This is a genomic window from Luedemannella helvata, assembly GCF_039528415.1.
GTDB lineage: Bacteria > Actinomycetota > Actinomycetes > Mycobacteriales > Micromonosporaceae > Luedemannella > Luedemannella helvata.
In genome coordinates this window covers 140,239-162,670 of record NZ_BAAALS010000013.1, presented here as the reverse complement: position 1 = coordinate 162,670, position 22,432 = coordinate 140,239, and the positions used below count along the sequence as shown (strand labels likewise).

Below are 22,432 nucleotides of genomic sequence, written 5' to 3'. Positions count from 1 at the left end.
GCTCATTGGGGCAGGTATCTACGCGACTCTGCGATGAGGCCGGGGGTCAGCATGGCGCCGAACCGGTCGGCCAGGGTGGTGATCTCGTACCCGATGAGGCCGAGGTCGCCGGTCGAGTCCGCGATGACGCCGAGGCAACTGCCGCCGCTGATGGCGGACACGAGCAGGAAGCCCCTCTTCATCTCGATCATGATGAGTTTGAGGGCCTCGAAGTCGTAGCGCCGCGACGCGCTGCGCGACAGGCTCACGAGGCTCGACACGATGGCCGCGAGCTGGTCGCCGGAGGCGCGGTCGAGGCCGTCGGAGGTCGCGACGAGCAGCCCGTCCGACGACACGGCCACGGCGTCGCGGACCCCGTCGGTGTTCCGGACGAAGTTCGCCAGGAGCCAGTTGAGGTTGTTGACGTCGGCTTGGAGATCAACGGGCACGGGAGCCCCCTTCCGCGTCGGAGCCGGGCCACGCGCCGAGCCCGCTGGATGTGTCCTGTTCGCCCCGCAGCATGCCGGCGCGCAGGGAGGTCAGCCGCGACCGGACGTCGTCCGGCGAGTGGCTGATCTCCGCGGCGCGCGCGACGTCCGGCTGCCGGGGCACGGTGGTGCTGGTGCGGTCCGCGCGGTTGCGCGGCTGTCGCTTGAGTAGCCCGTTCGCGGTGCGATCGGTGCCCGGGGCGGGTCCGCCCACCACCGGGACGCCCGTCGTCGGCTGGGTGAACGCGTCGCCGGGCGCCGTGACGTACTCCACGACGGAGACCGGCCGGGCCGAGATCGCGCGGGGCGACTCGGCGAGCGGGGCGTCCAGCCACGAGGTGTCGGCGCGCAGCGGCTGGTCCCACTGCGGGTCCGTGAGCGGGTCCCAGCTCTCGCCGCTCGCCGACCACGACGGTGTGGCGGGTTCGGCCGGCCGGGAGGTGGCGTACCCGGGCTCGGCCGTCGCCGTGTAGGCGGGGGCCGGCTCCGGCTGGGGGGCGGCCTGCGGCGCGCTGGCGCTGCCGGCCGCCCTGGCGGAGACGCTGGGCGGGGCGGCGAGCACCGAGCCCGGCAGCGTCACCCGCGCGGTGATGCCGGTGACCGGCGACGGTGCGAGCTGGACGTCGATGTCCATCTGCCGGGCCAGGTGACCCACCACGTAATGGCCGAGGTACCGGGTCGGCGCGGTGAGGAAGTTCTCGCCGCCCCGAAGGCGCTCGTTGGCCCGGGCCAGCTCGGACTCCTCCATGCCGATGCCCTGGTCGGTGACCGCGATGAGGTACTTGCCGGGCAGCTGCCGCCCCTGGATCTCCACGTCGACGTCGGGCGGGGAGAACGACAGGCCGTTCTCCACCAGCTCGGCGATCATGTGGGCGATGCTGGCGACGTACTGCCCACCGATCCACGCGTCGTCGATGCGGCGCAGCTGCACCCGCCGGTACTCCTCCACTTCGGAGATCGCGGCCCGCAGCACGTCGGCCACCGGCAGCGGCTGCGACCAGCTGCGCGGGGCCGCCTCGCCGACGAGCACGAGGACGCTCTCCGCGTTGCGTCGCATGCGGGTCGCCAGGTGGTCCAGCTCGAACAGGTTGGCCAGCCCGGCCGGGTCGGTCTCCTCCCGCTCCAGCTGGGTGATGAAGCCGAGCTGGCGGCGCAGCAGGTTCTGGTTGCGCCGGCCCAGGTTGGCCAGCGACTCGGTCGTGGTGCGGCGCAGCAGGGCCTGCTCGGTCGCCAGCGCGTACGCCGTGGACTGCACCCGGTCGAGCGCCGTGGCCACCGACTGGATCTCGTGGCTGGCCCGTGCCGGCACGCGTACGGGTTCGGGCGGCGGTAGGTCGTCGACATCGACGCTGTTCTGCGCGCGCGACACCGCGTCGGGCAGCCGGCGGGTGGCGACCGCGTCGGCCTCGGTCGCGAGCGCGGCGAGCGGGCGGGTGATCGACCGGGCGGCCGCGACGACGAGGATGACCGCGCCGGCGGCGCAGAGCAGGACGAGCGCGAGCAGCAGGCCCAGCCGCCAGCTGGCGTCGAGTTGCAGGTTGTGGGCCCGGATGGAGATGCCCTCGCCGATCTCCTCCTCGACCTCGCGCATGTCGTCGAGGACGGTGGTGCCCGCCGACCACCACGACTGCGGGTCGACGACGAACCGCTTGCCGGTGCCGGCGGCCACGGCCACGTCGCGGAACGCGGCCGCCTCGTACGCGGCGCCCGTGTCGAGCGCCTTGTCGAGCAGCCAGGCCTGGTATCCGTTGGCGTAGCGGTGGAAGCGTTCGAGCGCCGCCCGGTACTCGCCCTGGATCGCGGAGAACTGCACGTACTCCGTGCCCTTGAAGCCGCCGGCGGCGAAGACGCCGTTGAGGAACGCCCGCTCCAGCGCGGTCGTCTCCTTGATCTGGCCCAGCTCCTCCATGGCGGCCGCGGCGCGACGCAGCTTCAGGTCGCCGACGCTGTCGAGGCCGAAGTCGATGTCGTTGAGCGCCGTGATGTGCCTGGTGTAGAAGGCGAGGGCCGCGGCGCGGCTGACCTTCTTCGCGTCGACCTTCTCGCGCATGGCCCCGACGTCGGCGAGCGTGGCGACGGCCGCGCGCACCTCGGCGGCGCCCTGCGCGGTGCCGGTGGCACCGTCGCGCACCGCCACCACCTGGGCGTCGACCCGGGCGCGCGCGTCGGCCATGACGTTGGTGAACCAGGCGTTGCCACCGAGCAGGCCACTGACGACGCCGCGTTCGTCCTGCAGCTCCTGCACCAGGTTCTGTACCCGCAGGGTCAGCTCGACGGCGCGGGTGGCGCGCGTCGAGGTCTGGTACGAGTCGAAGTCGTCGACGACCACGACCGCGAGCAGGCCGATGACGGCGACCAGCAGCAGCGCGAGGATGCGCGCCAGCCGGCCCCGGATGGAGCCGCCGGGCTCGACCGGCGCCTGCCAGCCGGGCGGCGGCGGGGGCGGCGCGTCGAGCGGCGCGGCCGGCGGCCAGGGCGCGGCGTGCCCGGGGGGCGGCGCGTGCTCCGTGGGCCCGCCGTCGCCGGACACGGCCATGTTGCCGGGCAGGTCGCCGGGCCAGCCGGAGCGTTCGCGCGCCGCCGCACGGGACCGGCGGTGTCCAACGACCTCGTTAGCGGAGGTGCGCATGGACGGTGGCCGGTTGTTCGGGGGCGTCGTGGCCGGTCTCATCAGGAGGCACCGCTTCCCATCTGCGCCTGGGCACTATTGATCTCCCGCCCGACGGACATCATGAATCGGACTCAGGATTGGTGACCATCATTTCCATCAAATTAAATGATTGTTACTAAAGGCACAATCCCGGCGGACCGATAATCTGGGCGCGGCATGGTCCGGGAGGGCATGATCCGCGGAAATCAGGCGGGGGCCCCGCGGCGATAGAACTCTACTGTGGACGGGTCGAGCGGTGGTCTCCCCAGGATCAGATCGGCCGCCTTTTCGGCGACCATCATGGTCGGGGCGTAGATGTTGCCGTTGGTGATGTAGGGGAACACCGACGCGTCCACCACGCGGACGCCGGTCAGCCCATTAACGGCCATGCTGTCCGGGTCCACAACGGACATGCGGTCCGTTCCCATGCGGCACGTGCACGACGGATGCAGCGCCGTCTCGGCATCGCGGGCGACCCAGTCCAGGATCTGGGCGTCCGTGTCGACGGCCGGACCGGGCGACAGCTCGCCGCCGTTGAACGGCGCCAGCGCGCTCTGCTGGAGAATGTCCCGCGCCACTCGCACCGCTTCCACCCATTCACGTCGGTCAGTGTCGGTGGACAGGTAGTTGAACCGCAACGCCGGTTTGTCGCGCGGATTCGTCGAACGGATCTTCACGGTGCCCCGGGCGTCGGAGTACATGGGTCCGACATGCACCTGATAGCCGTGGCCGCCGGCGGGCGCCGAGCCGTCGTAGCGCACCGCGACCGGCAGGAAATGAAACATCAGATTCGGGTACCCGACGCCGTCGTTGCTCCGCACGAAGCCGCCCGACTCGAAGTGGTTGGTCGCGCCCGGGCCACGCCGGGCGAACAGCCACGCCGCGCCGATCCACGGCCGGTGCCGCCACTTCAGGTACGGCTGCATGGACACGGGCTGCTTCGACGCGTACTGGATGTAGACCTCCAGGTGGTCCTGCAGGTGCTCGCCGACCCCGGGCAGGTCGGCGACCACCTCGACGCCGAGGGCGCGCAGCTCGCGGGCGTCGCCGACGCCGGACAGCTGCAGCAGCTGCGGGGAGTTGAACGCCCCGCCGCACAGGATCACCTCGCCGGCGTGCACGGTCGCCAGCCGGCCGCCGCGCTCGTAGACCACCCCGACCGCCCGGGTGCCCGAGAACAGCACGCGATGCGCGAGCGCTCTGGTGCGTACGGTCAGGTTCTTCCGCCGCATCGCGGGCCGTAGGTAGGCCCGCGTGGCCGACCACCGGCGGCCGGCGCGGATCGTCCGGTCGAACGCCCCGAAGCCCTCCTGGCGGTAGCCGTTCACATCGTCGGTGAGGGCGTAGCCCGCCTGCTGGGCGGCGCCGAGGAACGCGCCCACGAGCGGGTTGTCGGCCGGGCCGCGCTCCAGCGTCAACGGGCCGCCGTGGCCCCGGAACTCGTCGTCCGGCGCGGCCGCCGTGGCGTCCTCAAGCTTCTTGAAGTACGGCAGGCAGTGCGCGAAGTCCCAGTCGCTCATGCCCGGGTCGGCGGCCCAACGCTCGTAGTCCAGCGGGTTGCCGCGCTGGAAGATCATGCCGTTGATGCTGCTGGAGCCGCCCAGCAGCTTGCCGCGAGCGTGATAGATCCGTCGGTCGTTGAGGTGCGGCTCCGGCTCGGACTCGTAACCCCAGTCGTAGAACCGGTTGCCGATCGGGAAGGTGAGCGCGGCCGGCATGTGCACGTACACGTCCCACGGATAGTCCGGCCGGCCGGCCTCCAGCACGAGCACCGAGGTGGCCGGGTCCTCGCTGAGGCGGTTGGCCAGCACGCTGCCGGCCGACCCACCGCCCACGATCACCACGTCATATGTCGGCGCCATGCCACCCCGCTCTCGCGATCTTGCGTATGGTTTCGCCCATGAGCCACAGCCAGGACTCCGGCGGCGTCCAGTCGGTCGACCGCGCCATCAGCGTGTTGGAGCTCCTGGCCAGGCGCGGGCCGAGCCGGGTCACGGAGGTCGCCGACGAGCTCGGCGTGCACAAGTCCACGGCCTTCCGGCTGCTCGGCGCCCTGGAGTCGCGGGGGCTCGTCGAGCAGGACGGCGACCGGGGTCGCTACCAGCTGGGCTTCGGCATCGTCCGGCTGGCCGGCGCGGTCACCGCGCGGATGGACCTGAGCCGGTGCGCCCGCCCGGTCTGCGAGCGGCTGGCCGGCGCGCTGGGCGAGACCATCAACGTGGCGGTCGCCCGGGACCATCACGCCGTCAACGTCGACCAGGTGCAGGGCCCCGCTTCGGTTTCGGCGCAGAACTGGGTCGGCCGGGCCACCCCGCTGCACGCCACGTCCAGCGGCAAAGTGCTGCTCGCCCACCTGCCGAAGGGCCGGCGCGCCGAGCTGCTGCGCGCGGCCGGGCAGGCGGGCTTCACGCCGGCGACGCTCACCTCGCGGACCGCGCTCGAACGCGACCTCTCGGCGGTGCTGTCCCGCGGGTACGCGCAGACCCTGGAGGAGTACGAGGTGGGGCTCAACGCCATCGCGGCCCCGGTGCGCGACGCGCGCGGCGACGTCGTGGCGGCCGTGAGCGCGTCCGGCCCGGCGTACCGGTTCACGCCGGACCGGATGGCCGAGTGCGCGCCCCGGCTGGTGGCGGGTGCCGACGAGATCAGTCATTGTCTGGGCTGGCTTGGTTGAGTCGGGCCGCGACCCAGGCGTGGAAGTCCGCGAGGTGATGCTCGCTCGGCACGAGCACCCCGCCGTCGGCGTACGCGCGCGACGACATGGCCGGCTGGCAGCGCTCGCAGGCGTCGAAGTCCTGCCGGTTGACCCGGTCGAACAGCTCCACGGACGCGGACACGTCGCGGCCCTCGGCGACGATGTGCGGCTGGAAGAGCCAGTCGCACTCCACGACCGTGCGGTCCACGGCCAGCGGGGTCATGCGCATGAGGATCGCGTGGTCCGGTACCAGGTTGATGAACAGGTTGGGTCGGATCGTCACCGCGTAGTAGCGCCGGTCCTGTTCGGGGGCGAGCGTGGGGATCGGGTCGTGGCCCGGTGAGCCGTCGACCGTGAAGCCCTCGACGCGCGGGCCGAACTCGGCGCCGTGGCCCACGAAGTACTGCGCCGCGTAGCCCTTCGCGAACTCCGGCAGCACGCCCACCAGCTCGGGGTGGATGGTCGAGCAGTGGTAGCACTCCATGAAGTTCTCGACGATCAACTTCCAGTTGGCGCGTACGTCGTAGGTGATGCGCCGGGCGACGGCGAGGTCGGCGAGGCCGTAACGGTCGATGGCGGCGACGTCGCCGAGCCGGGTGACGACCGCGCCCACCACCTCGTCGTCGAAGCTCGGGGGTTCGTCGGCCACGCACACCCACACGTAGCCGAGCCATTCGCGGCTGTGCACCGCTCTCAACCCGTAGGCGACCCGGTCGATGTCGGGCATGTGGGCCAGGTTCGGCGCGGCGACCAGGCGGCCGTCGAGATCATAGGACCAGGCATGGTACGGGCACCGCAGCGTCCGCTTCACCGATCCCTGCTCGTCGGCGCACACCCGGGCTCCCCGGTGCCGGCACACGTTGAAAAACGCCCGCACGCCGCCGTCGTGGCCCCGTACGACGAGGATGCTCTCCCGCCCGACGGTCACGGTGCGGAAGTCCCCGGCGTCCGCCAGGTCCCCGGCCCGCACCGCGCAGAACCAGGTGCGCTCGAAGATGAGTTCCTGCTCGTGCGCGAAGCGGGCGGGGTCGGTGTACGCGCGGCCGGGTGGTGTGGCCCGCAGGCTGGGTGGCAGCGTGGCCGTCATGGGTGCTCCCGGGGCCGGAGTTCCGTGACTCGAAACATGTTTCGCCAACGGCAACAGCTTTCCGCCGGCGACCCGCTCTGTCAACGCCTTCATACCACGACAGATATCGATGTGTTGCCCCGCGTTGCCTTATCGGAATCGATCGAACTGAAGGGCCGGACAGGGTCGAGCGCGGCGCGTAGACTCCGCGGACATCGGTTGAGGGGGGCCGCTATGCGCCGTGTGATCGCTCTGACCAGCGCCGTCTGCCTCGCCCTCGCCGTCGCCGCGTGCACCGGGGAACCCGACGCCGACGCCCCGGCGACGCCCGCGCCCACCAGCGCCGCCCCGGCTGTCCTGACCATGATTCGGGCGAACTCCACCTGCGAGCACGTCGGCACCACGCCCGCGCCGGTGTGGGTCGACGACGCCGGCCCCGGCCTGCCCGCGACCCAGGTGCGCTCCGCGAAGGGTGACGTGGTCGCGGCCATCTTCGGCGAGCCGCTGCGCGCCGCGCCCCGCGACGACGGCCGCAACAACAAGATCCTGTTCATCGTCGGCAAGCCCCGCAACGGTGAGCCGCTCAGGGTGACCGCCACGCCGGCCGGCGGCGGGGCGGCGACCACCGCGACACAGGAGGCCAACTCCGGGCCGGGCGAGATCTATCCGACCATTGTGGACGTACCCGCGCCCGGCTGCTGGCACCTCGACCTGTCCTGGGCGGGCAACACCGACTCGATGGACCTGCTCTACGCGCCGTAACCCACGGGTGATGGCGGGAAAGAGCCGCCCCGTGGCCCAGGGCCGCCACGACCTGCGGCCGCCGCCGGGTCAGAGCGCGTCGATGGCGTCCTTCGCCTCGCGGAGGCCGACGCCCGTCAGCTCGCGGTAGAGCTTGATGGCGTGGATCTTCTGGCCGCGCGCGACCAGAGCCCGCAACTGGCGCCACGCGGCGTCGTCGAGCTGGGTCGGCGCCGGCGTCGACAACGGCGCGTGGTCAAGCGGCTGCCCGACCTCGTAGCGCTCGACGGCCCGCTTCGCGTCGGCCAGCGTGGCGCCGGTCGCCTCCCGGTACACCTTGACCGCCTCGATCTTGCGACCGCGCCGCAGCGCGTCGAGCACCCGCTCCTCCAGCGAACCGGCGTCCAGGCCCGTCGGCGTGGCCGACCGTTGCGCCAATTGCGAACCGACCAGGTCGGTGTCAGCCTCCCCGCGACGCATCAGCACAGCGATCAGGCCGCCCACGGCGGCTATGCCGGCGATTGCCAGCGCGATGGCGAGGGGCTCGGGCATGCTCCACGCTAACAACGCCGCGTCGCCGGCCGCACGCCGGTTATGCGCCCGCGGTGGCCGCCTCCCACGACGGCGACTGCGCGGGAACCGCCCGTACGGGCAGCGTCGCCTCGATCGCGTCGAGGGCGGCGACGAAGCGGCTGAACGAGTCCGGCCGGGCGGGGCCGAGCAGGTGCTCGCGGGTGGCGCGGCGGCGTTCAGCGAACGGGTCGGCGCCCGGCCCGGCGGCGCGCACGGCCGCCACGACGTCGGCCAGGCCCACTGCGTCCGGGCCGATGAGGTATGCGCCCCCCGCCGTGGCGTTCGCGGCGCGGAACGCCTCGTCGTCGCCGCGCGACACGTTCACCATGAGGTACGGCTTGTCGCTGGCCAGGAAGTCCGTCGCCACCGCCGACAGGTCGCAGACCAGCAGGTCGGCCTCGTTGAAGCAGGCGACCAGGTCCGGCGTCCGGCCGGTGACCACCCGGTGCGCCCACCGCCCCGACGCGACCCAGTCGGCCTCGCGCAGCTGGCGCTCGCACGCGGCGAGCTCGGCGAAGTCGGCCGGATCGGGGCACCCGTTGTCGCGGGCCAACTGCGCGGCGTCGCCGCCGGCCGCGACCGCGGTCAGTTCGGCGACGCGGGCGGTCAGCGCGCGTACCTGCTCGGCGGCGGCCGCCCGCGCGGGCGCCTCGGCCGCGATCACGGCGGCGAATGCCGGGTCGACCGCGCGGAGCTCGTTCGCCCGCGCGATGAGGGCGGCGATCCGCCGGCTCGCCTGGCCCGCGGCCGGGACGCGGCTGCCGGTCAGCGGATGCGGCTTGTAGATGATCCGGACGGCCGGATTCAGGCTCAGCAGTGCGGTGACGATCGCCTCGCCGGCCGGTAGCACGGACGAGAACGCCTGCGAGGCCGAGACGCCCTCCCAGGTCGGGGCGTAGAGGACCGTGAACGGGCGCTCGTGCGGGACGGCCGGCTCGATGCCGGCCGTCTGCGGCCGGCCCACCTCGACGATCATGTCGTCGGTCACCGCGCCGTTCGTCAGCCCGTAGCGTCCGCGGCCCGCCGGACCGGCCACCCACACCGCGTCGTAGACGCGGGTGAACCGGTTGGCGTTGGCGGCCTTGTCGCTCTCGCCGTGGTTGATGAAGACGTGCCGTACGCCGACGCGGCGCAGCATGTGGATGTTCTTGGCCGCATTGGCGACGTAGAACACCACGCGGGCGTCCGGCAGCGCGAGGCCCTGCACGTCGGCCGGGGTCGGCACGCACAGGATCGGCAGATGCGTGGGCGCGATACGGGGCACGTGCTCGCGCTCGCGCACCAGGATGAGCGTGCGGCGAGGCAGCCGGGCCATCGTCGGCAACCACTGGTCGATCTGGTAGGTCGACGTCCCTTCGCCGGTGAGGGTGAAGTAGACGACGGCCTCCGGCCGGTACGCCGCGACCTGCCGCAGGATCTCCGCCGTTGCCCACTTGGTGTTGCCGAGGTGCCGGTTGCGGGGCACCTCCCGGGCGGCGGCCACCGCCACGGCGGCGACCGCGAGCAGGGTCAGTGCCGCCAGGACGGGGGCGCTCACGCGCGTACCCGCGACGGTGTCGACAACGACCCCGACGGCGAGGGGCAGGCCCGCGTAGCCCAGCCACACGCGGCGGGCCCGGCCCAGCCACGCGGCGGGCGCGTCCGGGATGCGCAGCGCGCCGAGGTCGAGGTTGCGGGTCAGCATCGGCAGGGTGCGGAGAAGCTCGACGTTGCGCAGCCGGTTGGCGACAACGCCGCGCAACAGGTGCAGGGCCAGCAGTGTGGCGGCGAGCGCGACGGCGGTCGCCGTGGGCACCGACCGCGCGACGAACGCAAGGATCGCCGCGTCGCGCAGCAACAACCGGTGCGGCGCGTCCAACTGGGCGCGCTTGAGCGCGGTGGCCAGGCCCGGCGCGCGGCCCGGCGCCTGCCACTCCGCGAGCACCACGGCGGTCAGGCTGGCCGCGAACGCGATGACCGAGGTCAGCGCCGCGCTGACGAACAGGGCCGGGTACGCCGCGACGAACAGCACGGCCCAGGCGAGCGCCACCCGTCGGTTGCCCTTGAGGCCCATCCGGAGTTTCTGCCTGATGGCCATGCCCACCTCAGCTCGTCACAGCGGAGGAACGACCGTAGCAATGGCGTCAGACGGGACACAACGCCAGCGTCGGTCACGCTTGCCTGGAAACCGGTCAGGCTTCCTGGTCGCGGCGTCGGCGGGCGACGACGACGCACAGCGTGCCGGTGGCCAGCAGCCCGGCGGCCGCCCAGGTCAGGCCGGAGGCGGGCGAGCCCGTCACGGGCAGCGGGCTGCCGGTGGGACGGACGGTCGGCATGCCCGGTCCGTGGGTCGTCCCCGCCGGCCCGGCGGTGGTCCGGCTGGGGCTGACGGTTGTTTCTGTGGGGCTCGCGGTTGTTTCCATGGGGCTGGCGGTGGTCCCTGTCGGGCTCGCGGTTGTTTCCGTGGGGCTCGCGGTGGTCCCGGTCGGGCTGGCGGTGGTCTCGCTGGGCGCGGCGGTGGTCGGTGTCGGCCCAAGGGTCGTCTGCGTGGGCGCCGCTGTCGTGCCGGTGGGGCTGGGCGTCGTGGTCGGCGCGACGCAGCTGACCGTGCCGAGGAACGGGAAGTTGTGGATCTCGCCGCTGCGCGGGGTGCGGGACGGGCTGCCGTGCACCAGGGACTTCACGATGATCGAACCCTCGTTGTTGCCGGGGCTGTCGTCGAAGAGGTGGGCGTTGGGCGCGTAGATGGTGCCTTCCACCGATGCGCTCACCCACAACGGTTGGGTGATCTGGGTGGCGGTGGGGAAGTTCCACAGGATGTAGTTCGCGGCGTAACCGGTGTCTATCGTCGGCATATCCCAGACGAAGTCGTCGTCGACGTCGGAGGTGTCCACGTTGATGATGAAAGGCGCGTCAGCCGTCTGCGGCGTGGCGAAGCGCAGGATGCTGATGTTGTTCAGCTCGGTGGAGGTCAGGTTCAGCACGTTGGTGACGCCGCGGGTCAACGCGACGGTGACCTGCGTGTCCGGCGGGATGGGGCGGGTCATCGGGGTGCCGGCGGAGTCGGTGAGGGTCACGTTCTGTGCGCACGTGGCCATGGCCGTCGCGTGTTGGCTCATGGTGGCGAAGGCGGTGGAGAAGTCGAGCAGGTCGGCGCGCCCGACGGTCGTGGGGTTCTGCCGCGTGGTCAGCTCGATCCGCGGGTACGCGTCGTAGTTGTCGGAGGGCAGGATGCGGGTGTTGACGTCGGCGCCGTTGTTGTCCGTCCACCGGGCGAAGGTGCCGGTCATGTCGCCGATGTGAACGTAGCTCGGAAGGTTGATGGCGAGGCGCGCGTCGGTCACGCTCGCCGCCCAGTCGACCGCGCCGCCGACCACCAGCGAGGTGGGCAGGGTCTCGCCGGGGACGGTGAAGTCGCCGACGTCGTGGAGGGCGAGCTGGTAGTAGCCGCCGATGATCAGGTCGCCGCCGACGGCGAGCGTGCCCTCACTTTCGTTGGTCACGAGTTTGGCGTTCTCGGCTACGTAGGTGAGGAAGCCGCTGGCGGGGTCGACCGGGTTGAACGGTCCGACGGGCGCGCCGGTCGCGCCCGTCGGCAGGGTCGCCAGGGCGACGGCGAACGCGAGCGACGAGGTCACCGCGGTGGTCGTCAGGATCGCTCGACGGGTCCGCCGGGTAACCGATCGCATGGTAAACCGCCTAGATAGTGGTTACGGCCGTACATAGCTATACCACTATTAGAAGTGCGAAACGGATCAAAAAGGACCATTACGGTCAACGCCCCCCGACCCGCACCGCCCGCAGGTCTTCCTCGATCATTTTCGCGGTCTCCCGCAGCGGGCCGAGGAACTGTGCCCGGACCAGCTCCGCGGGACCGCGGCTGGCGTGCGTCGAGATGTTCACGCCCGCGATCACCCGCCCGTCCGCGTCGTGGATGGGCGTGGCGAGCGAGATGAGGCCCTCTTCCAGTTCCTGGTCGACCAGGGCGTACCCGGCCCGGCGGATCGTCATCAGCTCGGCGCGCAGCCGCTTCGGGTCCGCGATCGTGTTCGGGGTGATGGCGGACAGCTTCGCCGTCGTCAGGTAGCCGTCCAGCCAGTCGTCGGACTGCCCGGCCAGCAGCACCCGGCCCATCGAGGTGGCGAACGCCGGGAACCGGGTGCCGACCGCGATCGCGATGCGCATGATGCGCCGGGTGGGCACGCGGGCCACGTACACGACCTCGTCGCCGTCGAGGACGCATACCGACGACGACTCGTGCACCCGCTCCACCAGGCGCTCCAGGTGTGGCATCGCGACTTCGGGCAGCGACAGGCTCGACAGGTACGCGTACCCCAGCTCCAGGATCTTCGGGCGCAGCGAGAACAGGCGACCGTCGAAGCGCACGTAACCCAGCTCCACGAGGGTGTGCAGGAACCGCCGCGCGGACGCCCGGTTGAGCCCGGTGGCGCGGGCGACCTCGGCCAGGGTCAGCTCCGGGTTGTCCGCGTCGAACGCGCGGATCACCGCCAGCCCACGGTCCAGGGACTGCACGAACTCGGTGGTCGGCTCGGTCACGTGTCGTGGGGCTCCTTCCCGATCGAGGCGAGCGTACGCGCCGCGATCGCGAAAGCCGCGTTCGCGGCGGGGACACCCGCGTAGATCGCCACCTGGAGCAACACCTCCCGGATCTCGTCCGGCGTGAGGCCCTGGCGCAGCGCGGCCCGCACGTGCATCGCGAGCTCGTCCTCGCACCGCAGGGCCGCCAGCATGGCGAGCGTGATGAGGCTGCGCTCGCGCCGGCTGAGCCCGTCGCGCGTCCACACCTCGCCCCACGCGTACCGGGTGATGAGGTCCTGGAAGTCGGCCGTGAAGGCATCGGCGCGCGCGGTCGCCCGGTCGACATGCGCGTCGCCGAGCACCGCCCGCCGCACCGCCATGCCGGCGGCGTGCCGGGAGGCGGCCGGGATGGCCGCCGCGTCGCCCACCGGATCACCCGCGAGGTGCCGCGCGATCAGGTCCGTCACCTCGTCGGGCCGCTGGAGCACGGCGACGTGGGCGGCGTCCGCGACGACGGCGTACCGGGCCCCCGGCACGGACGCGGCGATCTCCGCGCCCAGCACGGGCGGCGTCGCGAGATCCTCCGCGGCGGCGATCACCAGCGTCGGCGCGGCGATCCGGGGCAGTGCCGGCCGCAGGTCCATGGCCGCGATCGCCGCGCAGCACGCGGCGTACCCGTCCGGGGGCGTGCCGAGCAGCATCGCGCGCGGGCCGGGCCCGGGATCGACCCCGGGTGTGACCCACCGCGACAGCACGGCGTCGGCGATCGCGGCGAGGCCGCCCCCGCGCACGGCGGAGGCCCGGTCGAGCCAACCCTGGGCCGGCGGCAGGAACGCCGCCGTACACGCGAGCGCCAGCCGGTCCACCCGCTCCGGCGCGTGCGCGGCCAGCCACATCCCGACCATCCCGCCCAGCGACAGGCCCGCGTAGTGCGCCCGCGGAACCCCGAGGTGGTCCAGCAGCGCGAGCACGTCACGGCCGAGGTCGGCGATCTCATAATCCCCGGATGGTACGGGCGAGAGCCCGTGCCCCCGGTGGTCGAACCGCACGATCCGGTACCGCTGCGACAGCGCCCGGGCGGGCGCCGCCCACAGGGACACGTCGCTGCCGAGCGACCCGCCGAGCAGCAGCACGGGCGCGTCAGCCGGCCCGTCGACGACGTGATGGAGGATCACGACCGTGCCGCCGACAGGTTCGCGGCCATCCGGTCGGGACGCACGCGCAGGTTGTCGAGCATCGCGCGGGCGTGGTGGGCGGCGCCGGCCGTGACCCGCAGCAGGTCGGTGAGGGTCGGCCACTCGGCCTGCCAGCGGCCGGCGGCCCGCTGGAGTTCCTGCGGCATCCCCGCGAACAGGGTCGAGACCAGGGCCGGCGCGCGGTGGGCGGCGGCGGCCGTCAGCACGGCGCGCGCCGGGTTGCGCTTGTGCGGCATGGCCGACGACCGGCCGCCGTCCGCCGAGAACTCGCTCACCTCGCCGACCTCCGCCTGGGACAGCAGGATCACGTCGAGGGCCACCTTGCCCAGGGCCCCGGCGACCACGCCGAGCGCCGCGCCCAGCTCGGCGACCCGCGCCCGGTCGGTCTGCCACGGCTGCGCGTACGCGAGCCCGAGCCGCTCGGCCATGACCAGGCCGACCCGCCGGCCGTGGGGGCCGAACGCGGCCGTGGTGCCCACCGCCCCGCCCAGTTGCACGACCGGCCTCGGGCGGGACAGGCCCGCCCGGGCGTACTCGAGGGCGTCCAGCCAGCCGCCCGCCGTGTCGGCGAACGTCATCGGCTCGGCGGGCTGCAACAGCGTCCGCCCGAGCTGGCCGGCCGTGCCGTGCTGCCTGAGCAGGTCGCCCAGGCGGTCGACGCAGCCGCGCAGGTCGTCCTCGATGATCGGCCGGGTCCGCTGCGTCACCAGCATCATCGCGGTGTCGACGATGTCCTGGCTGGTCGCGCCGACGTGGACGTGCTCGGCGTACTCGGGCACGGCCGCCCGGATCGCCGCGACCAGCGGGATCACCGGGGTGGCCGAGGCGACCGCCGCGCGGCTCAGCTCGGTGGGGTCGACGAGGTCGGTCGCGCACGCGGCGCCGATCGCCTCGGCCGCCGCCCCGGGGATCAGGCCCCGCGCCGCGCAGGCGTGCGCCAGGGCGGCCTCGGCGTCCAGCATCGCGCGCACCCAGGCGGCGTCGCTCGTCGCCGCCACCGCGGCCGGGGAGCCGAAGGTCTCCTCAAACATCGAAGAACACCGTCTCGCCGTCGCCCTGTAGCCGGATGTCGAACCGGTAGCCGCCGTCCACCGGCCGCGCGACCAGGGTGTCACGGCGGCCGGGTTCCACAGTGGACAGGACCGGATCGGCGGCGTTGTCCTCGTCGGCGAAGTAGACGCGGGTGACCACCCGGTCGAGCAGCCCGCGCGCGAACACGGACACGTTGACGTGTGGCGCCTCGGTCGCGCCGCCGGGCGCGGGCAGCCGGCCGGGCTTGAGGGTGCGGATCGCGAACCCGCCGTCGGCGGAGGTCTCGCAGCGGCCGAACCCGCGGAACCCGCCGTACGCCGCGCCGCCGCGCGGGTCGTCCGGGTGGGCGAACCCGCCGTCCGGGTCGGCCTGCCAGGTCTCCACGAGCGCGTCGGTCACGGGCTCGCCGGCGCCGTCGAACACCTGCCCGCTGATGACGATCGCCCCCGGGGTCCCCTCGGCGACCACGTCCGGGCCGTCCACCCACCGCAGCCCGATGTGCAGGAACGGCCCCACGGTCTGCGACGGGGTGAATGCGCGGTCAGTCATCGTGCGGCTCCTCCAGGGGCGTGGCCGCCGGGCCGCGCAGGACGATGTCGAACTCGAAGGCCAGCGCGAACATCGGCGTGGTGCGTTCCAGGCTGAACCGGGACACCAGCCGCTCGCGGGCCGCCGGGTCGGGGATCGAGCCCAGCACCGGGTCGTACGGGATCAGTGGGTCGTCCGGAAAGTACATCTGGGTGACGAGGCGCTGGGTGAAGGCGCGCCCGAACAGCGAGAAGTGGATGTGCGCGGGGCGCCACGCGTTGTCGTGGTTGCGCCACGGGTACGCCCCGGGCCTGACCGTGGTGAACTCGTAGCGGCCCTGCTCGTCCGTGAGCACCCGGCCCACGCCGGTGAAGTGCGGGTCGAGCGGGGCGTTCCAGTTGTCGACCGCGTGGCGGTACCGGCCGGCGGCGTTGGCCTGCCACACCTCCACGAGGCTGTCCGGCACGGGCCGGCCGTCCGAGTCGAGGACCCGCCCGAACACGCGGATGCGCTGCCCCTGGGCCTCGCCGCCCCGCGACATCGTCAGGTCGTTGTCGCCGGGCTGGACCCGGTCGGACCCGAGCAGCGGCCCGGTCACCTCCGTGAGGTGGTGCGGCAGCAGGACCAGGTCCTGCTTGGGCGCGCGCAGCCGCGTCGAGCCGTACTCCGGGCTGTCGAGCGGGGGGTGCAGGCCGACGGGGCGCCGGTACGACGGCAGGATGATCATGCGACTCCCTCCAGCACGACGGCCAGGCCCTGGCCGACGCCGATGCAGATGGCGGCCAGGCCGTACCCGCCGCCGCGCCGGTGCAGCCGCCACGCCAGCGAGCCGAGCAGGCGCGCGCCCGAGCAGCCCAGCGGGTGGCCCAGGGCGATGGCGCCGCCGTTCGGGTTGACCAGGTCGGGGTCCAGGTCGGGCCATTCGGCCAGGCAGGCGAGCGACTGCGCGGCGAACGCCTCGTTCAGCTCCACGGACGCCAGGTCCGACCAGCCGATGCCGGCCCGGGCCAGCGCCGTGCGCGCCGCCGGCACGGGACCGATGCCGAACAGGTGCGGGTCGACCCCGGCCGCCGCGCGGGACACGATGCGGGCCAGCGGCCGGGCGCCGATCCGTTCGGCGGCCTGCTCCGTACCCAGCAGCAGGGCCGCCGCGCCGTCGTTGAGCGGCGACGAGTTGCCCGCGGTCACCGTCCCGTCGGGACGGAACACGGGCTTGAGCCGGGCCAGCTTCTCCAGCGAGGTGTCGGCCCGGATCGACTCGTCCGTGTCCAGTTCGGGCAGGGGCACGAGCTCATGCGCGTACTCCCTGGTGGTGTGGGCAGCAGCCGCGCGGACGTGGCTGCGTAGCGCGAAGGCGTCCTGGTCCGCGCGGGTGATCTTGTATTTGTCCGCGAGGATCTCCGCGCCCTCGCCGAGCGCGACCGTCCACTGTGCCGGCATGCGCGGGTTGACCATGCGCCAGCCCAGCGTGGTGGAGTGCAGCGTCTCGTGCGCGCGTGGAAAGCCCTGCTCGGGCTTGGTCAGCACCCACGGCGCGCGGCTCATCGACTCGACGCCGCCCGCGATGACCAGCGACGCGTCGCCGACCGCGATGGCCCGCGACGCGCCGATGACGGCCTCCAGGCCGGAACCGCACAGCCGGTTCACGGTCGCCCCGGGCACGCTCGTCGGCAGGCCGGCGAGGAGCACGGCCATGCGCGCCACGTCGCGGTTGTCCTCGCCCGCCCCGTTCGCGTCGCCGAGCACCACGTCGTCGATCGTCGAAGGATCCAGTTCAGGGGTACGGGCGACGAGCGCGCGCAGCGCGGCGGCGGCCAGGTCGTCGGGCCGGACCGTGGCCAGCGCCCCGCCGTAGCGCCCGATCGGCGTGCGCACCGCGTCCAGGATGAACACCTCGGTCATGGTGACCTCAACTGGCGCAGCACGGTCAGCTCCTCCGGGGTGGGTGGCGGGGTCGTCGTCACGTCCGGGGCCACGGCCAGGTCCCAGCCGGTCGCCGCCCGTACGGTCTCGACGGCCACGCCGGGGTGCGTGTGGGTGAGCGTCAGCTCGCAGGTGTCCGGGTCGGCTGTCAGGATGCCGAGGTCCGTGATGACCGTACGGGGGCCGGCGCCGCTGAGGTTCAGGCGTTCCCGGTCGCCCGGCCCGGTGCCGAACCCGACGCTCGTCACGAAGTCGACCCGTTGCACGAAGGCGCGGCGGTTCTGCCGGACGACGACGACCACCTCCCGGCACGACGCGGCGATCTCCGGCGCCCCGCCCGCGCCGGGCAGGCGGACCTTCGGGTGGCGGTAGTCGCCGCCGATGACGGTCGTGTTGATGTTGGCGTACCGGTCGATCTGGGCGGCGCCGAGGAAGCCGACATCGACGCGGCCCGGCTGCAGCCAGTAGTTGAAGACCTCGGGCACGCTGACGACGGAGTCGGCCGTGTCGGCGAGGATCCCGTCGCCGATGGACAGCGGCAGGGAGTCCGGCTTGGCGCCCAGGGTGCCGGACTCGTAGATGAGCACCAGGCGCGGCGCGTGGGTGCGCCGGGCCAGGTTGGCCGCCGTGCTGGGCAGGCCGATGCCGACGAAGCACACCGTCCGGTCGCGCAGGGCGCGCGAGGCCGCGACGCACATCATCTCGTCGGAGCTATAGGACATGGGTCTCCATCCACGCGGTGAACCGGTCGCGGTCGCGGCTGATGTCGTCCCAGGCGACGTAGAAGTCGTTGTCGCGGGTGGAGTAGCCGTGCGCGTACGACGGGTGCGCGCCGTTGGGCGCGACCGCCACGCGGGTGAGCGCCCAGGTCGGCAGGACCACCGCGCCGGGCACCGGGGTCAGCTCGTCGACGACCTCCTCGACCGTGACGAGGCTGCGCTTCGCGGCGAGCACGGCCTCCTTCTGCACGCCGGTGATGCCCCACAGCTGAACGTTGCCCTGCCGGTCGGCGCGCTGCGCGTGGATGACGCTGACGTCGGGGCGCAGGGCCGGCACGGCGGTGAGGACCTCGCCCGTGAACGGGCACTCGATCGGCCTGATGTTCGCGGTCTGGCCCGGCAGGTCCGTGCCGACGTACCCGCGCAGCACCGCGAACGGCAGCCCGCTCGCGCCCGCGACGTAGCGGTTGGCCATGCCGGCGTGGCTGTGCTCCTCCAGTTCGAGTGGGCGCGGCCAGCCGTTCTCGACCGCGTCGCGCAGCCGGTGCAGCGACCCGACGCCCGGATTGCCGCCCCACGAGAAGACCAGGCGGCGGGCGCAGCCCATGCCGATCAGCTGGTCGTAGATGACGTCCGGGGTCATCCGGATGAGGGTGAGGTCCCTGCGCCGCTGGCGGATGATCTCCTGCCCGGCGGCGAACGGGATGAGGTGCGTGAAGCCCTCCAGCGCCACCGCGTCGCCGTCGCGGACCAGCTCGCCGACGGCGTCCGCCAGCGACACGATCTCCGCCATCCCGCCCTCTTCCTCGTCGTTCGTTTTGCGAACGAGCGTGCTCCCAGCGAACGCTACGTGCCTCGCGGAGGCCGGTCAACACGTTGACGACGAAGTGGGCCCACGTTAAGTTCGCCCACAGAACCGACGTTCGTATGACGTACCGTGTGGGGTGGGTGTGGAACGCACGCAGGTCGGCATCATCGGGGCGGGGCCGGCAGGGCTGCTGCTGTCGCACCTGCTGGCCCTCGCCGGCATCGAGTCGGTCGTCGTCGAGCTGCGCAGTCGCCAACACTGCGAGCAACGTCAGCGGGCCGGCCTGCTGGAGGCCGGCACCGTGGCGACCCTGCGCGACGCCGGGCTCGCGAAGCGCCTCGACGTCGAGGGCATCGAGCACGGCGGGATCTACCTGCAGTACGCGGGGGAGCGCCACCACCTCGACTTCCGCGACCTGGTCGACCGGACCGTCACGATCTACGCCCAGACGGAGATCGTGAAGGACCTCATCGCGGCCCGGCTGGCGGCCGGCCAGCGCATCGACTTCTCGATCACGGACACCTCCGTGTCCGATGTGGACTCATCCCGGCCGGTGCTCCGCTACGTCGACGAGGCCGGCGCCGCCCGTGCCGTCGAGTGCGACGTGATCGCGGGCTGCGACGGGTTCCACGGGATCAGCCGCGCGGCGGTACCGGACGTCGTGGCGTACGAGCGGGCCTATCCCTTCTCGTGGCTGGGCATCATCGCGGACGTCGCGCCGTCCACCGACGAGCTGATCTACGCCCACCACCCGGACGGGTTCGCGCTGCACAGCGTCCGCACGCCGCACGTCAGCCGCCTCTACCTCCAGGTGCCGGCCGGCGAGGCGATCGGGTCCTGGTCCGACGAGCGGATCTGGGAGAATCTCCAGAAGCGCTTCGCCCTGCCCGGCTGGACCCTGCGGGAGGGCCCGATCCGCGAGAAGGCCATCACCCCGATGCGCTCGTTCGTCAGTACCCCGATGCGGTACGGGCGCCTGTTCCTGGCCGGCGACGCCGCCCACATCGTCCCGCCCACGGGCGCGAAGGGGTTGAACCTCGCGGTGTCCGACGTCGCCTTGCTGGCCCCCGCGCTCGTCGCGTGGCTGCGCGACGGCGACCCCTCGCTGGCCGACACCTACCCGGAGCGCGCGCTGCGCCGCGTCTGGCGGGCCACCCACTTCTCCTGGTGGATGACCCAGATGCTGCACGCCGTGCCCGGCGACGCCTTCAACACGCAGCTGCAACTGTCCCAACTGCGCTACGTCACCGCCTCCCGCCCCGCGGCTGTCACCCTGGCGGAAAACTACACGGGCTCCGCCCCCGCCTGACCCGAGGTTATGGATTCAATAGCCGGTATAGCGACCCATTGAATCCATAACTCGATGGAAGTACTGGCGCGGGTGACGAGGGTGGCCCGCCGGCTCGGCTTCGACGAACTCGGCGCCCAGCTCAGCGTCCGCCTCACGGCACCCTGCTGATCAGGATCTGGTGGCTGCCCGACCGCTAAACTGGGCGTGGCGAGGTATGCGACCCGTAACGGGAGGTGAAGGACTTCGTGACCACGCAGATGTTGCCCCTCCCGAGCGACGGGGCGCTGCGCCGGACCGACTTCGACAACCTTCCCGAGGCGCCGGACGGGTGGGCATGGGAACTGCACGACGGAGTCCTGGAGCTGAAGCCCATGCCCGTGTCGTACTGGCACGCCGAGATCATCCTGATGCTCCTGCTGCACTGGCGCGCGCGTGGCCGCAAGGTCGCCGCCGAGCAGCGGGTGGCGGACAGCGGATATGTCGGCGGCGGAACGACCCGCAACAACCGGGTCGCGGACGGTGTCGTCTTCATCGACGGTCACGTGCCGGCGGCGGACGACGCGACACACTCTCCGGACGTCATCGACGTGATCATTGAGGCGGTCTCCTCGACGAGCGAGGACCGCGACAGCGTCGACAAACTGGCGCTCTACGCCGAACTCGGCATCCGCCACTACTGGATCGTGCGGCAGTCGCCGGGCGAGGCGATCGACGGCGTCGTTTCGATGTACGACCTGGTGGGCGGTCGTTACGAGCTGGTGGGCACGACGCTGGCGTCGGCGCTCTGAGGTCCGTGGGCGCAGAGCCAGAGTGCGGACGGGCGGACCGTGACCGTCAGGTGGGTGGCGGGTTCGATCGTCTCGCCGTCGAGTTCGCGGGGCTCCGGCTCGGTGCTGCGGATCTCCACCGACTTCGCGCGGAACGTTCTCAGGTGACGGCGCGCCGGCCGGCGGCGGCGGAGCACCGCGTACGCCAGCGCCGCCCACTGGCCGAGCGTGCGCGGCGACACGATCGCCACGTCGAGCGTCCCGTCGTCGGGGCGGGCGTCCGTGAACAGTTCGATGCCGCCCTGCAATCGGCCCACGTTCGCGATCAGGACGCTGCGGGCGCGGTGCCGCCGCGCCGGGCCGCCGTCGAGTGAGACCGTCAGGGTCATCGGGCGGTCGCGCAGCCGCCGCAGCCCGCCGGCCACGTAGGCGGGCCAGCCGAACCAGCGCTTCCACCTCTCCGGGGTGGCCTCCATCATGGCGGCGTCGAAGCCCATGCCCGCCATCACCGTGAACGGCAGGCCGTCCAGTTCGCCCACGTCGATGCACCGGCGCGCGCCGGACGTCGCCAGCGCGACCACCCCGGCGACGTCCGAGGGCAGGTCCAGGTTCGTGACGAGCAGGTTGCCCGTACCGGTGGGCAGGATCGCCAGCGGCACGTCCGTGCCGGCGAGGGCCTCCGCGCAGGCGCGGATCGTACCGTCGCCGCCGCAGGCGATGACCACGTCGGCGCCCTGCTCGACGGCCGCGCGCGCCTGCCCGCACCCCGGGTCCTCGACGGTCGTCTCGAACCACAGCGGCTCGGGGCAGCCGGCGTCCGCCAACGCCCCGGCGATCGCCTCCCGCTGCCCGTCCAGGTCGATGATTTTGGAGGGGTTGAGGATCACGGCGCCGCGCATGGGACCACCTTCCGGTACCGGTACTGGAAGAAGCAGTACACCCCGAACGCGGCGAGGCCCGCCGCGACGGCGAACAGCAGAATCTGGCCGACCGGGCGGTCCGACAGGTACCGCAGCACGCCGTCGAGGCCGGCGGACCTGCGCGCGTCGGACGACGCGGCCGCCCCGATCAGGAAGACGCCCACGATCCCGTACGCGATGCCCTTCGCGACGTACCCGAACAGGCCCAGCCCCACGACGGCCCGCCGCACGAGCGTACCCATGGTCGACAGGCGCAGGCGCCGGGCGAAGCCGCGAGTCACCCCGTAGATCGCCATGCCGACCCCGCAGCCGGCCACGAACAGGCCGAGAAACCAGACCAGCGCGACGCCGGCCGGATGGCCGAGCAGGCCCGCGGTCGTGTCACGTTGCGAGGCGACGGCCGACAGGGGGTGACCGTCGACGACGCTGAACGCCGTCCACGCGAGCGCGAAGTAGATCACCGCCCGGAACCCGGACACGACGCGCTCGCCCACCCGGCGCAGGCCGGTGTCGTCCAGGTGCCCGAGCACGCTCTCCA

Annotated in this window: 21 protein-coding genes; 4 read left to right on the top strand and 17 right to left on the bottom strand. The window is 72.6% G+C overall.

Annotated elements, in window-relative coordinates:
- Positions 1 to 2: 2 nt before the first annotated feature.
- The 3 genes from ABD191_RS15265 to betA all read right to left on the bottom strand — a co-directional run bounded on the left by ABD191_RS15265 (position 3) and on the right by betA (position 4,979).
- The gene (locus tag ABD191_RS15265) at positions 3 to 428 is read right to left on the bottom strand and encodes a roadblock/LC7 domain-containing protein (RefSeq protein ID WP_344082006.1); all 426 of its coding nucleotides are present in this window, start codon (positions 426 to 428) and stop codon (positions 3 to 5) included.
- The gene (locus ABD191_RS15260; RefSeq protein WP_344082004.1) at positions 418 to 3,138 is read right to left on the bottom strand and encodes a sensor histidine kinase; all 2,721 of its coding nucleotides are present in this window, start codon (positions 3,136 to 3,138) and stop codon (positions 418 to 420) included. Before ABD191_RS15260 ends, ABD191_RS15265 begins: the two co-directional genes overlap by 11 nt.
- Positions 3,139 to 3,323: 185 nt before the next feature.
- Positions 3,324 to 4,979: a choline dehydrogenase gene (gene betA, locus ABD191_RS15255; RefSeq protein ID WP_344082002.1), complete on the bottom strand. Its 1,656-nt coding sequence runs from the start codon at positions 4,977 to 4,979 to the stop codon at positions 3,324 to 3,326.
- Between the two features lie 38 nt (positions 4,980 to 5,017).
- Between betA and ABD191_RS15250 the strand changes: the two genes are divergently transcribed.
- Positions 5,018 to 5,791 (top strand): IclR family transcriptional regulator, encoded by a 774-nt coding sequence (locus tag ABD191_RS15250; protein WP_344082000.1) that lies wholly within the window; start codon positions 5,018 to 5,020, stop codon positions 5,789 to 5,791.
- Here the strand turns inward: ABD191_RS15250 and ABD191_RS15245 are convergent.
- A complete protein-coding gene (locus ABD191_RS15245; RefSeq protein ID WP_344081998.1) occupies positions 5,763 to 6,899 on the bottom strand; it encodes an aromatic ring-hydroxylating oxygenase subunit alpha in 1,137 nt (378 codons plus the stop codon). The genes ABD191_RS15250 and ABD191_RS15245 overlap by 29 nt on opposite strands.
- 213 nt (positions 6,900 to 7,112) lie before the next feature.
- On the opposite strand from ABD191_RS15245, the gene ABD191_RS15240 reads away from it, so the two are divergent.
- Positions 7,113 to 7,640 (top strand): hypothetical protein, encoded by a 528-nt coding sequence (locus ABD191_RS15240; protein WP_344081996.1) that lies wholly within the window; start codon positions 7,113 to 7,115, stop codon positions 7,638 to 7,640.
- Positions 7,641 to 7,709: 69 nt separating this feature from the next.
- On the opposite strand, the gene ABD191_RS15235 is transcribed toward ABD191_RS15240, so the two are convergent.
- The 11 genes from ABD191_RS15235 to ABD191_RS15180 all read right to left on the bottom strand — a co-directional run bounded on the left by ABD191_RS15235 (position 7,710) and on the right by ABD191_RS15180 (position 18,901).
- Positions 7,710 to 8,171, bottom strand: coding sequence for a ribosomal protein L7/L12 (locus ABD191_RS15235; protein ID WP_344081994.1), 462 nt, complete (start codon positions 8,169 to 8,171; stop codon positions 7,710 to 7,712).
- Positions 8,172 to 8,211: 40 nt separating this feature from the next.
- Positions 8,212 to 10,269 (bottom strand): hypothetical protein, encoded by a 2,058-nt coding sequence (locus ABD191_RS15230; protein WP_344081992.1) that lies wholly within the window; start codon positions 10,267 to 10,269, stop codon positions 8,212 to 8,214.
- Between the two features lie 94 nt (positions 10,270 to 10,363).
- Positions 10,364 to 11,860: a collagen-binding domain-containing protein gene (locus ABD191_RS15225; protein WP_344081990.1), complete on the bottom strand. Its 1,497-nt coding sequence runs from the start codon at positions 11,858 to 11,860 to the stop codon at positions 10,364 to 10,366.
- 85 nt (positions 11,861 to 11,945) lie between these two features.
- On the bottom strand, positions 11,946 to 12,728 hold the full coding sequence (locus tag ABD191_RS15220; protein WP_344081988.1) for an IclR family transcriptional regulator domain-containing protein: 783 nt from the start codon (positions 12,726 to 12,728) through the stop codon (positions 11,946 to 11,948).
- Positions 12,725 to 13,885, bottom strand: a complete 1,161-nt coding sequence (pcaDC, locus tag ABD191_RS29265) for a bifunctional 3-oxoadipate enol-lactonase/4-carboxymuconolactone decarboxylase PcaDC (protein WP_425560720.1) — start codon at positions 13,883 to 13,885, stop codon at positions 12,725 to 12,727. The genes ABD191_RS15220 and pcaDC overlap by 4 nt, the downstream gene beginning before the upstream one ends.
- Positions 13,882 to 14,937 (bottom strand): 3-carboxy-cis,cis-muconate cycloisomerase, encoded by a 1,056-nt coding sequence (gene pcaB, locus ABD191_RS15205; RefSeq protein WP_344081986.1) that lies wholly within the window; start codon positions 14,935 to 14,937, stop codon positions 13,882 to 13,884. Before pcaB ends, pcaDC begins: the two co-directional genes overlap by 4 nt.
- Positions 14,930 to 15,487 carry a protocatechuate 3,4-dioxygenase subunit alpha gene (pcaG, locus tag ABD191_RS15200; protein ID WP_344081984.1) on the bottom strand — a complete coding sequence of 186 codons (558 nt, stop codon included), beginning with the start codon at positions 15,485 to 15,487 and terminating at the stop codon, positions 14,930 to 14,932. Before pcaG ends, pcaB begins: the two co-directional genes overlap by 8 nt.
- Entirely contained in the window at positions 15,480 to 16,193 is a 714-nt protein-coding gene (gene pcaH / locus ABD191_RS15195) for a protocatechuate 3,4-dioxygenase subunit beta (protein WP_344081982.1), read from the bottom strand. Before pcaH ends, pcaG begins: the two co-directional genes overlap by 8 nt.
- Positions 16,190 to 17,368, bottom strand: a complete 1,179-nt coding sequence (locus ABD191_RS15190; protein ID WP_344081980.1) for an acetyl-CoA C-acyltransferase — start codon at positions 17,366 to 17,368, stop codon at positions 16,190 to 16,192. Before ABD191_RS15190 ends, pcaH begins: the two co-directional genes overlap by 4 nt.
- On the bottom strand, positions 17,365 to 18,111 hold the full coding sequence (locus ABD191_RS15185) for a CoA-transferase subunit beta (RefSeq protein ID WP_344081978.1): 747 nt from the start codon (positions 18,109 to 18,111) through the stop codon (positions 17,365 to 17,367). Before ABD191_RS15185 ends, ABD191_RS15190 begins: the two co-directional genes overlap by 4 nt.
- Positions 18,101 to 18,901 carry a CoA transferase subunit A gene (locus ABD191_RS15180; protein ID WP_344081976.1) on the bottom strand — a complete coding sequence of 267 codons (801 nt, stop codon included), beginning with the start codon at positions 18,899 to 18,901 and terminating at the stop codon, positions 18,101 to 18,103. The genes ABD191_RS15185 and ABD191_RS15180 overlap by 11 nt, the downstream gene beginning before the upstream one ends.
- A gap of 157 nt (positions 18,902 to 19,058) precedes the next feature.
- Here ABD191_RS15180 and ABD191_RS15175 point away from each other — a divergent pair, with 157 nt between their 5' ends.
- Together ABD191_RS15175 and ABD191_RS15170 are read left to right on the top strand one after the other, a co-directional pair.
- Positions 19,059 to 20,225, top strand: a complete 1,167-nt coding sequence (locus tag ABD191_RS15175) for a 4-hydroxybenzoate 3-monooxygenase (protein WP_344081974.1) — start codon at positions 19,059 to 19,061, stop codon at positions 20,223 to 20,225.
- A gap of 227 nt (positions 20,226 to 20,452) precedes the next feature.
- Positions 20,453 to 20,995 (top strand): Uma2 family endonuclease, encoded by a 543-nt coding sequence (locus tag ABD191_RS15170; RefSeq protein WP_344081972.1) that lies wholly within the window; start codon positions 20,453 to 20,455, stop codon positions 20,993 to 20,995.
- Here the strand turns inward: ABD191_RS15170 and ABD191_RS15165 are convergent.
- Positions 20,956 to 21,873 carry a diacylglycerol/lipid kinase family protein gene (locus tag ABD191_RS15165; protein ID WP_344081970.1) on the bottom strand — a complete coding sequence of 306 codons (918 nt, stop codon included), beginning with the start codon at positions 21,871 to 21,873 and terminating at the stop codon, positions 20,956 to 20,958. The two genes, ABD191_RS15170 and ABD191_RS15165, sit on opposite strands and share 40 nt — an antisense overlap.
- Positions 21,858 to 22,424 carry a DUF1206 domain-containing protein gene (locus tag ABD191_RS15160; RefSeq protein WP_344081968.1) on the bottom strand — a complete coding sequence of 189 codons (567 nt, stop codon included), beginning with the start codon at positions 22,422 to 22,424 and terminating at the stop codon, positions 21,858 to 21,860. The genes ABD191_RS15165 and ABD191_RS15160 overlap by 16 nt, the downstream gene beginning before the upstream one ends.
- Positions 22,425 to 22,432 lie beyond the last annotated feature (8 nt).

Bases quoted from the DNA above. Each gene is read 5' to 3' on its own strand.
- ABD191_RS15190 (WP_344081980.1), bottom strand. From the start codon at position 17,368: ATGACCGAGGTGTTCATCCTGGACGCGGTGCGCACGCCGATCGGGCGC.
- pcaB (WP_344081986.1), bottom strand. From the start codon at position 14,937: ATGTTTGAGGAGACCTTCGGCTCCCCGGCCGCGGTGGCGGCGACGAGC.
- ABD191_RS15240 (WP_344081996.1), top strand. From the start codon at position 7,113: ATGCGCCGTGTGATCGCTCTGACCAGCGCCGTCTGCCTCGCCCTCGCC.
- ABD191_RS15165 (WP_344081970.1), bottom strand. From the start codon at position 21,873: ATGCGCGGCGCCGTGATCCTCAACCCCTCCAAAATCATCGACCTGGAC.
- ABD191_RS15245 (WP_344081998.1), bottom strand. From the start codon at position 6,899: ATGACGGCCACGCTGCCACCCAGCCTGCGGGCCACACCACCCGGCCGC.
- ABD191_RS15225 (WP_344081990.1), bottom strand. From the start codon at position 11,860: ATGCGATCGGTTACCCGGCGGACCCGTCGAGCGATCCTGACGACCACC.
- pcaH (WP_344081982.1), bottom strand. From the start codon at position 16,193: ATGATCATCCTGCCGTCGTACCGGCGCCCCGTCGGCCTGCACCCCCCG.
- ABD191_RS15235 (WP_344081994.1), bottom strand. From the start codon at position 8,171: ATGCCCGAGCCCCTCGCCATCGCGCTGGCAATCGCCGGCATAGCCGCC.
- pcaG (WP_344081984.1), bottom strand. From the start codon at position 15,487: ATGACTGACCGCGCATTCACCCCGTCGCAGACCGTGGGGCCGTTCCTG.
- ABD191_RS15230 (WP_344081992.1), bottom strand. From the start codon at position 10,269: ATGGCCATCAGGCAGAAACTCCGGATGGGCCTCAAGGGCAACCGACGG.
- ABD191_RS15180 (WP_344081976.1), bottom strand. From the start codon at position 18,901: ATGGCGGAGATCGTGTCGCTGGCGGACGCCGTCGGCGAGCTGGTCCGC.
- ABD191_RS15260 (WP_344082004.1), bottom strand. From the start codon at position 3,138: ATGAGACCGGCCACGACGCCCCCGAACAACCGGCCACCGTCCATGCGC.
- ABD191_RS15185 (WP_344081978.1), bottom strand. From the start codon at position 18,111: ATGTCCTATAGCTCCGACGAGATGATGTGCGTCGCGGCCTCGCGCGCC.
- ABD191_RS15250 (WP_344082000.1), top strand. From the start codon at position 5,018: ATGAGCCACAGCCAGGACTCCGGCGGCGTCCAGTCGGTCGACCGCGCC.
- betA (WP_344082002.1), bottom strand. From the start codon at position 4,979: ATGGCGCCGACATATGACGTGGTGATCGTGGGCGGTGGGTCGGCCGGC.